General features: G+C 38.9%; 16 protein-coding genes and 1 other RNA gene. 13 read left to right on the top strand and 4 right to left on the bottom strand.

Going from position 1 to position 12,956, the window contains the following annotated elements; translation table 11 throughout:
• Positions 1 to 156: 156 nt before the first annotated feature.
• The 7 genes from LQ226_RS04270 (at position 157) to LQ226_RS04240 (ending at position 5,609) form a co-directional block, all read left to right on the top strand.
• Positions 157 to 555 carry a cytidine deaminase gene (locus LQ226_RS04270; RefSeq protein ID WP_231416592.1) on the top strand — a complete coding sequence of 133 codons (399 nt, stop codon included), beginning with the start codon at positions 157 to 159 and terminating at the stop codon, positions 553 to 555.
• 232 nt (positions 556 to 787) lie between these two features.
• Complete coding sequence (locus tag LQ226_RS04265; protein ID WP_284526481.1) at positions 788 to 1,216, top strand: CotD family spore coat protein; 429 nt, start codon at positions 788 to 790, stop codon at positions 1,214 to 1,216.
• A 53-nt stretch (positions 1,217 to 1,269) separates the two neighbouring features.
• Positions 1,270 to 1,836, top strand: a complete 567-nt coding sequence (locus LQ226_RS04260) for an SLOG family protein (protein ID WP_231416591.1) — start codon at positions 1,270 to 1,272, stop codon at positions 1,834 to 1,836.
• Between the two features lie 69 nt (positions 1,837 to 1,905).
• Positions 1,906 to 2,232, top strand: coding sequence for a cell division regulator GpsB (gpsB, locus tag LQ226_RS04255; protein WP_231416590.1), 327 nt, complete (start codon positions 1,906 to 1,908; stop codon positions 2,230 to 2,232).
• 110 nt (positions 2,233 to 2,342) lie between these two features.
• Positions 2,343 to 2,724: RNase P RNA component class B (gene rnpB, locus LQ226_RS04250), an RNA gene on the top strand.
• 92 nt (positions 2,725 to 2,816) lie between these two features.
• The gene (locus LQ226_RS04245; protein WP_231416589.1) at positions 2,817 to 3,959 is read left to right on the top strand and encodes a THUMP domain-containing class I SAM-dependent RNA methyltransferase; all 1,143 of its coding nucleotides are present in this window, start codon (positions 2,817 to 2,819) and stop codon (positions 3,957 to 3,959) included.
• 138 nt (positions 3,960 to 4,097) lie between these two features.
• Positions 4,098 to 5,609 (top strand): carboxypeptidase M32, encoded by a 1,512-nt coding sequence (locus LQ226_RS04240; protein ID WP_231416588.1) that lies wholly within the window; start codon positions 4,098 to 4,100, stop codon positions 5,607 to 5,609.
• Between the two features lie 135 nt (positions 5,610 to 5,744).
• Here LQ226_RS04240 and LQ226_RS04235 read toward each other — a convergent pair whose 3' ends face one another.
• The 3 genes from LQ226_RS04235 to LQ226_RS04225 are packed head-to-tail and all read right to left on the bottom strand — an operon-like array spanning position 5,745 to position 8,086.
• Positions 5,745 to 7,397 carry a b(o/a)3-type cytochrome-c oxidase subunit 1 gene (locus LQ226_RS04235; protein WP_231416587.1) on the bottom strand — a complete coding sequence of 551 codons (1,653 nt, stop codon included), beginning with the start codon at positions 7,395 to 7,397 and terminating at the stop codon, positions 5,745 to 5,747.
• Positions 7,394 to 7,900 carry a cytochrome c oxidase subunit II gene (locus LQ226_RS04230; protein WP_231416585.1) on the bottom strand — a complete coding sequence of 169 codons (507 nt, stop codon included), beginning with the start codon at positions 7,898 to 7,900 and terminating at the stop codon, positions 7,394 to 7,396. Before LQ226_RS04230 ends, LQ226_RS04235 begins: the two co-directional genes overlap by 4 nt.
• Before the next feature lie 33 nt (positions 7,901 to 7,933).
• Entirely contained in the window at positions 7,934 to 8,086 is a 153-nt protein-coding gene (locus LQ226_RS04225; protein WP_231416583.1) for a cytochrome c oxidase subunit 2A, read from the bottom strand.
• A gap of 343 nt (positions 8,087 to 8,429) precedes the next feature.
• On the opposite strand from LQ226_RS04225, the gene LQ226_RS04220 reads away from it, so the two are divergent.
• From LQ226_RS04220 to LQ226_RS04195, 6 genes are all read left to right on the top strand, one after another.
• On the top strand, positions 8,430 to 9,197 hold the full coding sequence (locus LQ226_RS04220) for an SDR family NAD(P)-dependent oxidoreductase (RefSeq protein WP_231416581.1): 768 nt from the start codon (positions 8,430 to 8,432) through the stop codon (positions 9,195 to 9,197).
• 170 nt (positions 9,198 to 9,367) lie between these two features.
• Positions 9,368 to 10,456 (top strand): type III polyketide synthase, encoded by a 1,089-nt coding sequence (locus LQ226_RS04215; protein WP_231416579.1) that lies wholly within the window; start codon positions 9,368 to 9,370, stop codon positions 10,454 to 10,456.
• Complete coding sequence (locus LQ226_RS04210) at positions 10,453 to 10,965, top strand: isoprenylcysteine carboxyl methyltransferase family protein (protein WP_231416577.1); 513 nt, start codon at positions 10,453 to 10,455, stop codon at positions 10,963 to 10,965. The genes LQ226_RS04215 and LQ226_RS04210 overlap by 4 nt, the downstream gene beginning before the upstream one ends.
• Before the next feature lie 123 nt (positions 10,966 to 11,088).
• Positions 11,089 to 11,238 (top strand): hypothetical protein, encoded by a 150-nt coding sequence (locus tag LQ226_RS04205; RefSeq protein WP_231416576.1) that lies wholly within the window; start codon positions 11,089 to 11,091, stop codon positions 11,236 to 11,238.
• A gap of 154 nt (positions 11,239 to 11,392) precedes the next feature.
• Positions 11,393 to 12,217 (top strand): sulfurtransferase, encoded by an 825-nt coding sequence (locus LQ226_RS04200; protein WP_231416575.1) that lies wholly within the window; start codon positions 11,393 to 11,395, stop codon positions 12,215 to 12,217.
• 27 nt (positions 12,218 to 12,244) lie between these two features.
• Positions 12,245 to 12,547: a DUF6123 family protein gene (locus LQ226_RS04195; protein WP_231416574.1), complete on the top strand. Its 303-nt coding sequence runs from the start codon at positions 12,245 to 12,247 to the stop codon at positions 12,545 to 12,547.
• Positions 12,548 to 12,559: 12 nt separating this feature from the next.
• On the opposite strand, the gene LQ226_RS04190 is transcribed toward LQ226_RS04195, so the two are convergent.
• Complete coding sequence (locus LQ226_RS04190; protein WP_231416573.1) at positions 12,560 to 12,949, bottom strand: ribonuclease HI family protein; 390 nt, start codon at positions 12,947 to 12,949, stop codon at positions 12,560 to 12,562.
• Positions 12,950 to 12,956 lie beyond the last annotated feature (7 nt).

Below are 12,956 nucleotides of genomic sequence, written 5' to 3'. Positions count from 1 at the left end.
TTACAATATTAACATATGCGACCTCATCCTGTAGGTCAATTGTGAATCGGCTCATTCATGATTTATTTCATGGAAACGCTTTACACCTCGAGGAATATCTCATATAATGATTATCCATTTATCAATTCTTCACACTAGAAAGGGCTGTCGTTTCAGATGAATACAGAACAATTAATTGAACGCGCAAAAGAAGTGAGAAATAAAGCTTATGTGCCATATTCTAAGTTCCCAGTAGGTGCTGCCATTCGAATGAAATCAGGGAAAGTATATGAGGGTTGTAATATTGAGAATGCTGCTTACCCTGTAACGTGTTGTGCTGAACGTGTAGCTATTTTCAAAGCTATTTCAGAAGGGGAAACAGAGTTTGAGGAGCTTGTTGTGGTAGCAGATACCAACAGACCTGTACCACCATGTGGATCTTGTCGCCAAGTCATCAGCGAGTTCTTTACACAGGACACCAATGTTCATACAACAAACTTGGATGGGGAAGTTAAAACGCTAACTGTAGGTGAATTATTACCTTATTCATTTAATCAAGATGACCTAACTAAATAATGGCTCACAAGGAGAGGTTCTTTTTAGAGAACACTCTCCTTTTTAGTATGGTGAGGGTCTATATTAACTGAACTTATGAAAGCTGTGGTTAAATAGGTCAGAAGTAAGGTTTGAAAATTTAGGCTTGTTTATAAAGAGTGTTTAGACAGAATTAGGTATCTGTCATAGTACATGTCTCTCCTTTTTGACATAGGTTATTAGTGAACCTAAGATAAAGAAAGGAGAAATGATTATGCATCACAAGAAAATGTGTCATCCTTGCCAACCTTCAATGGTGAGTCCGGCAAAAACGAATGTTTTTCCTACAAAGCAGTGTGTGAAACACAACTTTTATCAACAAGAGGTAAATAACGTTTATCCAACCCACACAACGAACGTAAATCATGTGAATACAGTCAACAAAAACTTCTTCCCTCAAACTCAGTCAGATGTATTCGAATTTACGGAGCAAAGTGTTAATATGGGTCCAACTTCTCCAACGGGTCCTCAGGGGCCTGGTGGTCAAGTAATGGGCGCTTCAACAGGTCCAATGGGTCAACAAGGACCTGGTGGTCAAGTAATGGGTGCTTCTACTGGGCCGATGGGTCCTGGTATGCAAGGGCCTGGTATGGGTCCAGGTATGGGAATGGGTCCTAAAGGGCCTGGCTGCTGGAGAGATTAATGATCAAATGAGCTGGTTTTCCAGCTCATTCTACATATTAAAGGAGTTGTAGTATGAGAGTGTTGACCGTAACAGGCTATAAACCTATGGAGATGGGGATATTCAAGGTAGATGATCCTAATATTGCCTTTGTTAAGGAAACCTTACGGCGAAGGTTAATCCCTCTGATTGAGGATGGAATTGAGTGGGTTCTGGTCTCTGGACAAATGGGGGTCGAACTCTGGGTATGTGATGTTTTATTTACATTAAAAGAAGAGTATAATGTGCATGTGGGGATATTTCCACCTTTTAATAACCAGGAACAAAGGTGGCCAGAACCACAGCAAGAAGAGTATCGTGTTTTATGTGATCAAGCTGATCATTTTCAACCCCTTTATAACAAAGATTATGAGGGTCCCTATCAGTTTAGAGCCAAAGATCAATGGATGTTAGATAAAAGTGATGGATGTATGATTTTATACGATGAAGAAACAGGCGGAAGTCCGGGATATTTTTTAGAAAAAGCGAAAAACTATCAACAAGATCATGATTACCCAATTTATTATGTAACTCCTTTTGACATTGACGATACTGTACGTGAAATGCAAATGGAAGACCCGAATTACTGGAATCCTTCTTAAAGATTAAATTGACATACATGGTATCATCTGCAAGAATTATGATAAGTGTATAAATCTGAGGTGAGAGAGATGGGTTTAGATCGTATTCAATTGTCAGGAAAAGAAATATTGGATAAAGATTTTAAAACAGGTATACGTGGGTATAATCAAGATGAGGTAGATCAATTCTTAGACGTTATTATCCAAGATTATGAAGCTTTTCATCAGGAGATTGAACGGTTAAAACAAGAAAATGCAAAGCTGAAAAAGCAAGGGGATGTTCCTAAACAACGTGTACGTTCCTCTGAATCAGCACCTGCACAAACAAGACAGACAGGCCAGGTTAACTATGATGTATTGCAACGGTTATCAAACTTAGAAAAGGCTGTTTTTGGGAAGAAGTATGCAGACTCATAGGAATTGGAAAAATATACTTGATGAAGTTCGCAATATTTCATGGTATACTAATTGCAGAAACAGATTGACGTAATGATTAAATCATATTAAGATAATTGAGCGGTTGATGAATGCTTGGGTAATCGCTGCATGACTAATCATGTAGAGGAAAGTCCATGCTCGCACAAGCTGAGATGCTTGTAGTGATCGTGCTTGACGAAACCATAAGTCAAGGTAGTGTTCACACTAACGGCAGGGAAAACACCTACGTCATTAAGATATGGTGTAACTACTTTGAAAGTGCCACAGTGACGAAGTTTGATTGGAAACAATCAAAGTGGAACGAGGTAAACCCCACGAGCGAGCAACCCAAAATTAGGTAGGGGCACTCTTCTGAGGAAATTCAACCAATACGAAGAGACAAGCTTTAAGCTTGTAGATAGATGATTACCACCTTATGTACGAGGTTGACCACCGATTGTAGTACAAAGGTACAGAACATGGCTTACAAAGCATTCATCAGGTCATTCATGTTTATCACAAAACCCTTTCTAAAGCTCGAGCTTAGAAAGGGTTTTTTTATTACGATAAAGGAGTGCTTACGCATGCCGAAACCCAAAAAAATAACGCTGATCGCCACTACTGCGATGGGACTAGAGTCCATTGTTGCTAAAGAAGTAAAGGCGCTAGGCTATGAAGATGTTACAGTAGAAAACGGCCGTGTTCGTTACGAAGCGGATGTAGCTGCTATACCAAGAAGTAACCTATGGTTACGCAGTGCAGATCGTGTGAAATTAGTAATTGGAGAATTTGAAGCGAAAACATTCGATAATTTATTTGAACAAACGAAAGCTCTTCCATGGGAAGATTACATTCCAGAAGATGGATCTGTACCAGTGATTGGTAAATCAGTCAAATCAACCTTATACTCAGTAAGAGATTGTCAGTCAATAGTGAAGAAAGCGATCGTTGAGAGAATGAGGAAAATGTATGGTCTTGCTTCCCGCATTGAGGAATCCGGACCTGAGCATAAAGTCGAGATTGCCATTCATAAAGATCAGGCTCTTCTTACGTTGGATACAAGTGGAGCAGGTCTGCATAAACGGGGTTACAGAACCGGACAGGGTGAAGCTCCACTGAAAGAAACTATGGCTGCTGCATTAGTTCAATTAACGAATTGGCATCCAAATGAGCCTTTTGTCGATCCATTCTGTGGCTCAGGAACCATTCCAATTGAAGCAGCATTAATCGGTCAAAACATCGCACCAGGTTTTAACAGAGAATTTGCCTCGGAATCTTGGGATTTTATCCCCTATAGTCTTTGGGAAAAAGCGTTTAATGAAGCAGAAGAAGCAGCCAATTATGATCAAGAGTTAAACATTACCGGTTTAGACGTTGATGGACGAATGATTGAAACGGCTAAAGCGAATGCTATTGAAGCAGGTCTTGGTGATTTAATTTCGTGGAAACAAATGCAGGTAAAAGATTTCAAACCAAAAGAAAAGAATGGGTACGTTGTTGGGAACCCTCCTTATGGAGAGCGATTAGGGGACAAAGAAGAAGTGGAACAGATGTACAAAGACTTCGGTGTGATTATGCGTGATCATCCTTCTTGGAGTGTTTATGTCATCACATCAAATGAGAAATTCGAGAAACTATATGGTCTTCCTGCCACAAAGAGACGTAAGTTGTATAACGGTTACATTAAAATTGATTATTATCAGTACTTCGGAAAGAAAGAAAGATAAGTATATTTATGTCAGGCTACGCTTAAAAAAGCAAGCCTGGCTTTTTTTAGTAGAGGAGCGTATTTGTTGAAGTTTACTGAATTATTAGTATAATTGTAGGAGATCTACGTTTAGGAAACGGGGAAGAGGAGGAAGGAAATGAGCACAGTACAAACAGAATTACAACCAACTGAGCAACAATTTATGGACTATGTTAAAGAAATTGCCCAATTAGGTGAAGCAATAGGACTGATGGGGTGGGATTTACGTACATACGCACCGAAGAAGGGTGTAGAAGGACGATCAGAGGTCATCGCCACTCTCTCATCAAAAATCCATGAAATGCAAACCTCAGATAAAATGAAAGAGTATATCGATTCTTTAAAAGGCCAAACGGCAAATGATATTGTACAAAAGTCAGTAGAAGAATGTGAGAAGAACTACAATCAAGCAAGAAAGATCCCAACCGACGAATATAAGGAATATGTAGCTTTGCAATCGAAAGCTGAATCAGTCTGGGAAGAAGCTAAAGACAAAAATGATTTCGAGATGTTTAAGCCATATTTAGAAAAAATTGTTGAATTTAACAAGCGATTTGCTGAGTATTGGGGCTATGAAAAACATATTTACAATGCACTGTTAGACAATTTTGAACCTGGAGTTACCGTTGATGTTCTTGATGAAGTATTTCCAGCTGTTCGAAAATCGTTAACTGATTTACTTCAAAAGGTCCAGCAATCAAGTGTAGAAGTGGATGCCTCTGTATTACAAGGTCATTTTCCAAAGGAAAAGCAGCAGGCTTTCAGTCTAGAAATATTAAAGCGTATGGGATATGATTTTGATGCAGGGCGCCTTGATGAGACGGTACACCCATTTGCTACAGGCCTTAATCAGGGAGATGTTCGCGTTACGACGAAATATGACGAAAAAGATTTCCGTACAGCTGTATTTGGTACCATCCATGAAGGTGGTCATGCTTTGTATGAACAAAATATAAGTTCTGAACTGGCCTACACAGCGCTTCAGGGTGGTACATCTATGGGGATCCATGAGTCTCAATCTTTATTCTGGGAGAACTTTGTCTCAAGAACGAAAGCTTTTTGGGAAAATCATTATGACTTATTCCTTGAATATGCACCGGAATCTTTTAAAAATGTTAACTTTGAAGATTTCTTTGCCGCAGTGAACGAGGTTAAGGCTTCATTTATACGGATTGAAGCGGATGAACTAACATATTGTCTTCATATTATGATTCGTTATGAACTTGAGAAAGCTTTAATTAGTGGGGAGATTGAAGTTTCTGATCTTCCTGAACTCTGGAATGACAAGATGGAAGAATACCTAGGTGTTCGACCAACAAGTAATAAAGTTGGGGTACTTCAAGATGTTCATTGGGCAGGGGGCATGTTTGGTTACTTCCCTTCATATGCTTTAGGTTATATGTACGCAGCTCAGTTCCATAACACAATGAAGGATGAAATTGATGTAGAGGGCTCGATTCAAAAAGGTGACTTTACGGTTATTAAGAATTGGCTTACTGAAAATATTCATCAGTACGGTAAAATGAAAAAACCATTAGAGATTCTAGAAGATGTAACGGGTGAAAAGTTAAACGCTGATCATTTAGTTCAGCATCTGTCTGATAAATATAGTAAAGTTTATAATTTCTAATATCTAGCTTTTAATAAAGTTACGTGTGGTTTAGGGTTGATAAACATTTTAAATAATCTAGTGTGACTGGGGAAAATAATGAACCACTCACGCCTAATAAAAAACGGAGGCCTGTGATGGGCCTCCGTTTTTTAATTAGGAATTTCCGATTAATCCTTTAAAGGTTGGTGATCCTGGCGGTGAGTTCTGGATGATATCAATGAAAGGAATTGTATAAGCAAAAGCAATCAGTACGACTGCTATTCCGATCCATAAACGCCAGTTCTCGAAAATCATAGGAGTAGGTTCAGCACCTTCAGCTGTTTCGGCAATAGGGAATTCTTCTACACCTTTAGGAGCGAAGAATGTCATGTAAATAAAGGTGTAAATCATAATGATGATTCCGATAAACAGAATAGTGCCTCCGATCGCTTGACCGTATTGATAACCTATCCATTCTGTAACCTGCTCACTACCGTTATACTCAGAGAAAGCGGAGCGGCGAGGTGCTCCAAGCAAACCTGCAATATGCATAGAACCAGACATGAAAAACATTCCCACTGCCCAAACAATGGTTTGAATAATACCCAACCGGTTCGTTTTTTCATCTAATGTTCTTCCTGTGAGCACAGGAACGAGCCAGTATGAAATACCGAAGAATGTAAGGATAACCGTGGTGGCTAAGGTTAAATGAAAATGACCGGTGACCCAAATCGTATTGTGCACAACAAGGTTTAATTGATTCGAAGCATTGACTAGTCCGCCAGCTCCAGCTGGGATAAAAGCGATCATTCCAATCATTGGAGCAAAGAAGCGAACATCTTTCCAAGGGAGTGCTTTAAACCAACCAAAAAGCGTTGTGAATCCTTTGGCTCTACCTGCTGTTTCAAACGTAGCAAACATACTAAAAGCAGTAAGTAAAGAAGGGATAGCGACAGCGAATGTCAACACTACTTGTATATATTTCCAAAAAGGATCAATACCAGGTTCTAGTAATTGGTGGTGAAATCCTACAGGAATTGAGAACAACAAGAATAAGATGAATGCTAATCGAGCTAAACCGTCACTAAAAATTTTCCCACCGATAATTTTAGGGATGATGCCGTACCAGGCCATATATGCTGGTAATAACCAGAAGTAAACTAATGGGTGACCGAAATACCAAAACAATGTACGACTTAATAGGATATTTATGTCATCTACAATACCTAGTGACCATGGGATAAACTGAATAAGAACAGTTGCTGCAACCCCGATGGTACTGATGAACCAGATTAACATATTAATTACGACCATAAAGGCCAATAGAGGAGATTTTGCTCCTTTATTTGCTTTTTTCCAAGCATACAGTTGATGAAAGTTAACAAAACAAGCAATCCAAGTACCTACTATTACAAGAGTGAGTCCAATATAAAAGATAGGGTGTGCTGCAAGCGGAGCATAAAATGTATATAAGACACTCGCCTTACCCAGAAGGATCATTGTAGCAGCTGCAATTGTTCCGACGACCATGACCCAGAAGGCAATCCAAGCCCAAGCTCTTTCTTTATTACTCATACCGACTGTTTTGCTCATTAAAGAAAATTGGAAACCTATAATAAAGAATGTGGTTAAAACAAGAGCTAAAATAACTCCGTGTACAGTAAGGATTTGGTAATAATCAATTCCGAAGGGTAAAGTGAACTTTCCGGTTCTGACTAAGGTTTGTAATAAACCCATCAAGCCCCCGATTAGAAGAGAAATAAAAGCGACCCACATATGAGCCATGGAAAGTTTTGAATCTTTTTTTGTTAATTGATTTGCGATCATTCGTCATACACCTCCACAGTAGCGGTCATATAATGATGACCGGTTCCACAATATTCATTACATACGAATGTATAAGTACCTGGTTTGTTAAAGGTGGTTTCTACTGTATTGATATAACCAGGTTCTAGCATCATGTTTGCATTTGTTCCAGCTAGTTCAAACCCGTGAACGACATCCTTACTTGTGCCTTGGAACATAACTTCGGATCCAGTTGGGATGCGAATCGTACGGACGACGTTTCCTTCTTCGTCTGTTCCAAAATCATAATTAAAGGCTGAAGCAATTACGTTTACCACGTATTGGTGATCATCTAGCTTTTGTAAACCTAAATTTTCTGTTTTAAATGAGTCGTGAGCTTCTACATTTTGAGGATCAATGGTTGTTAAACAACTAGGAGGCTTTGTACCTTGATAAAAAGCTCCTACTCCTAACATAATTAAAAAGATTAATAATGCTCCTCCTCCAATCAACATCCACATCTTTTCGTATTTGTGTAAATGCATTTTGTTTCCCCCCTTAAACTAGTTAATGTAGCCTTACCGGTTGACGAAGATCCCCCAAACACTAAACCAAGTAACAACTAAGAACGCACCTACAAATAAGACTGCGATAAAAGTACCTTTTAGATCGGATTCCTCAGTTTGTGTTTTCGTTTGTGTATTTGGGTTGTTCAATTGAGTTTTGGCCATTTCTCATTCACTCCTTCCAATTTCCTCCTGATTACTTTTACAGTTTTATCATACTGTATTTTTTTCATTTAGAAACAAGGGAGCGGGGCATTTCACAAATAGTTCAAAACTCTTAAAAAAACCACTTATATCAGCAAGTTTGGCTAAGTTTGTCAATTGTATGGCAGCGATTTCATGAACAATCAGTGACAAAATGACTAGATGATCATGTTTATAAGGCTAAATGGTGATTCGTATTTTAAAATGAACTTTCCTTTTCCACTACGATGGTAGTGGAAAATGGCGTATCTACTTTTGGAAATGTTATACTAATGTGCAGTTATTTAAGAAAGGGAGAGGATTTATGTTTTTGCCAAATTTCCATCTTGAAGGTAAGCTTGCAGCCGTAACAGGAGCAACAAAAGGAATCGGGTATGCGATCGCGATTGCCTATGCTGAAGCGGGTGCAGATCTTATTGTCATTTCTAGAACAGAAGAAGATGTACATAGAGTTTGTCGCGAAATTGAACAATTGGGCAGGAAGGCCTATCCAATTATAGGGAATGTGCAGGATTATAAGGACATTATTAAACAAGTGAAAGAAACTACTCCCTATCAAGACATTCATATCTGGGTCAATAATGCAGGGGTGAACATCCGGAGTGAAGCTTTCGCGGTTACAGAATCAGAATGGGACCAAATCATCCAGACCAACATGAAGAGCGCTTTTTTCCTTGCACAGTTCGCAGGAGAGCAAATGAAAGAAAGAGGAGAAGGTAAAATTGTAAATGTATCCTCTGTTGCAGGCCATGTAGCGCTCCGTACTGGGGTGGTTTATGGGATGACAAAGGCTGCCTTGATTCAAATGACTAAGACACTATCATTAGAGTGGGGGAAGCACAACATCCATGTTAATGCCATTGGCCCTTGGTATTTCCCGACAGCACTAACGGAGAAGCTTCTCGAAGATGAACAATATGTTAAAGAAATTAAAGAGCGTACTCCAATGAGAAGGATTGGTGAGTTAAAAGAACTCGCAGGAGCTGCCGTGTTTTTAGCTTCAGAAGGAAGTAACTATATGACTGGTCAAACCCTGTTTGTAGACGGAGGTATGAGCATTTACGGGTTTTAAATGATAATGTGAAGCGCTAAGAGATGTATCTCTTAGCGCTTTTTTGTCTATGAAATATCCACCTTCATTTGATCATTAAGCAAAGTTTAATTAAGAAGGAAAAGCCACATAAAAAGCGAGTAAATATACGAGCAGGAGGCATGCTAAAAGAAAAATGGAAGAGGGATAATATGGCATGGATCACATCGGTGGGTGTTAGCATTCCGGAATATGAAATTGCACAACGAGATATACAGTCCTTTGTGAAAGAAGTTTTTCCACGTTCTGAACGGGAGATTACCAGACTTTTACCTGTATTTGAAAACGCTGCGGTTGATAAGAGACAATTTGTAGTCCCTAAAGAATGGTTTGGACAACCACATACTTTCCAAGAGCGAAATGAACTGTATGAGGAGAAAGCATTGTCTTATTCCCTAGAAGCTATTGATGATTGCTTAAAAAATAAAACTTTTTTACAAGAGCCAGTCCCCTATGAAGCAATTGACTATATCATTTACGTATCAAGTACCGGGGTTGCCACACCAACCATTGATGCTCGTATAATGAATGAGCGTGAATTTAGAGAAGATGTAAAGCGAGTTCCTTTATGGGGGTTAGGTTGTGCTGGGGGAGGGGCAGGACTTGCGCGAGCTATGGATTTTGCCCACCTCTATCCAGAATCCAATATTTTAGTGGTCTGTGTGGAATTATGTGGTTTGACTTTTCAAAAGAATGATCGAAGAAAAAGTAATTTCATAGGTACTGCGCTATTTGGAGATGGTATCGCTGCTGCATTAGTCGTTGGTGAAAAATCACCTTATGCGTCTAATCGAATCTCTACAGCGCCTCAAATGAATCAATCAAGTTCTAAATTAAAAAAGCACGCTTTGGATGTAATGGGATGGAACGTCAACGAAGATGGCTTTCAAGTCGTATTTGCTAAAAGCATCCCAGTTCTAGTTGAAACTTTTTGGAAAGGCCATGTTGAACAGTTTTTAAGTACAATCCATAAGAAAGAAAGTGATCTCTCCTTCTTTGTTGCTCATCCAGGTGGACAAAAAGTATTGCAAGCGTATCAGGAAGTTTTAAATAGCTCAGAGAAAAAGTTCAGTCACTCATATGAAGTCTTAAAGCAGCATGGAAATATGTCTTCTGCGACCGTCATTCATGTGCTGAAGCGTTGGATGGAAGAATTTCCAAAAGAAGGTACAGCTAGTATTCTGGCTGCATTAGGGCCTGGGTTTAGCTCAGAATTAGTCAGTTTGGAGTGGTTAAAATGAGCGGATGGTTTGTCGTATTATTCGTATTTATCATTGCACAACGACTTATTGAGGTTGCTGTTGCGAAGCGGAATGAAAAGTGGATGTTGCGAAATGGTGCAGTAGAAGTCGCTAGTGATCATTACAAATGGATTGTGGCTGTACATGTTTTATTTTTTGTATCAGTTGGATTAGAAGCGTATGGTAAGGATTTAGTATTATCTGATTGGAAAGGGTTTTTGTTGGGGGCGTTTTTTGTAACGCAGGGATTACGAATCTGGTGTTTAACATCCCTTGGTAGGTTCTGGAACACAAAGATTATTATTTTACCTGGGTCACAGTTAGTAGCAAGAGGTCCCTACAAATGGATGAAGCATCCAAATTACGTAGTAGTTGGTTTGGAATTTATCATTATTCCGCTCCTTTTTAACGCCTATATGTCTGCGGTTTTATTCCCGTTGCTCCATTTAGGTTTAATGAAAATTCGGATTCCTCACGAAGAAAGGGCTCTCACCAAACTTTCAGAATGATTGAAAATATTTCTCATTCTCATTGAAAACTTTTCTAAAGATTGCTATAATCTATTTAGAAATGAAAATCATTATCACTGGAAGTGAGGGGCTAAGATGGTTTTTCTAATAATGGGGATTGTAGTGATTTATTCAATACTAATGGTTGGCATTCTGGCCAAACTTCGTGATGAAAAAGCGTTATACTTAGTTGATTTAATTAAAGGAAAACATACATTACGTTCTGCTGAAGCAAAACAAAGAAAATACGAAGATATACTATCAGCCAGGTAAAGTGCCTGGCTTTTTTATTGTCTCCAATTATTCATAAGGAAAAGTTGAGGCAGCTATATGTTGAGCTAGTGATGATATTTAGATCACATCGTTTTCAAGTGTTATAATAATTTGTATACTATACATATTGAACAAGATAAAAGGAGGGAGATAATTGAATAGTATTTGTTCTATCCATTGGGTAAAGGAACAATCTGCTTCCATACGTTTTGTGGACTGTCGTTTTCACCTCCAGCACCCACAAAAGGGGAAGCAAGAATATGAGCATAGTCATATTCCTAGTGCTATTTATATGGATCTTGAAAAAGATTTGAGTAGTCCCATTCAAGACACAGGGGGGCGACATCCCTTACCGAGTTTAATTGACTTTCAAACTGTTATTCAAAACGCAGGACTTAAGCAGAACGATATAATTGTGGCTTATGATGACCAAAACCACGCCATGGCGTCACGATTCATCTGGATGATGAAATACATGGGTCATAAGCATTCGTATGTATTAAACGGGGGTTGGAATGCCTGGTTAGAAACTGGAATGGAAGTATCCAGAGAAGTGCCAAATTATCCAGTGTCGTCCTTTGAAAGAAACGTTCAAAGAGATATGATAGCTGATCAGGAGTATGTAACGAAGCATATGCATGAACCTAACACCATTATCTTGGACTCCAGGAGCTATGCACGCTATGCGGGGATTGAAGAACCAATAGATAAGAAAGCAGGACACATCCCGTCTGCCCTCAATTCAGAATGGACCAATATTATGAAACCAAATGGAAAGTGGAAATCTAAAGACGAATTGATTGCTCATTTCTCTCAATTTGGAGACCCTGAGAAATGGATCGTTTACTGTGGTTCTGGTGTAACTGCTGTACCAAACGTATTAGCTTTGTATGAAGCTGGATTTCAAGATGTTCACCTTTACGTAGGAAGTTGGAGTGATTGGATAACAAATAGTAATAATCCAATTGAGGCCTGTTAATTAGAATATACATAAAGGATGTAGTACATGCCGCTATCGAAATCGCTTGGGTATTTTATAGAAGATCTTTGGTCAAAAGGTTTTCGATTATCAGATCAAGATATTCACTTTATATATTTCGGCAAAAATTATACAAACTCTGAAGATTGGCTCGTCATCTTTGCTTTAACGGTTACCATTCAGTTTCAAATGAAATTTGATGGAAGTTTTTTTATCGGAGTTTTGGAGTTTTTACATGAAAACCATCCTCGATCAAAGCGAGAAGCTTGGAAGCTAATAGAACAAAAAGGCTTGAATAAAAGGAAAACCCCGCACTCTATCAGCAGATAGGAGTGCGGGGTTTTAGTTTTCGTGTATAGCGGCACGTGCAAGCTCATCCGCTCGCTTATTCTGTTTCTCAGGAATCCATTTTATAAAGAATAAAGGAAATTGACTTCCAAGCTGTTCAGCTTCACGTAATAGTGGCAAGAAACGCTCTTGCTTTGTTTTAGAGTGCTCAATGCAATCAACCACAAGCTTTGAATCAGAACGGACACTAATTATCTCTTCAGGAAACTGTTTAAGGCATATTTCTAAAGCTTTAATGAGCGCTGTGAATTCTGCTTCATGATTAGAGGTTAAGCCAATCGGAAGTGAGTAAGCGTAATGATCTTTACCATTTTTAATGAAGATACCTACACCGCTTGGTCCAGGATCTCCTTTTGAAGCCCCGTCCACGTATACTTCAAGCATAAAAGTC

The sequence above is a fragment of the Pontibacillus sp. HN14 genome (assembly GCF_021129245.1).
Lineage (GTDB): Bacteria > Bacillota > Bacilli > Bacillales > BH030062 > Pontibacillus.
This window is presented reverse-complemented; position numbering and strand designations above follow the sequence as displayed.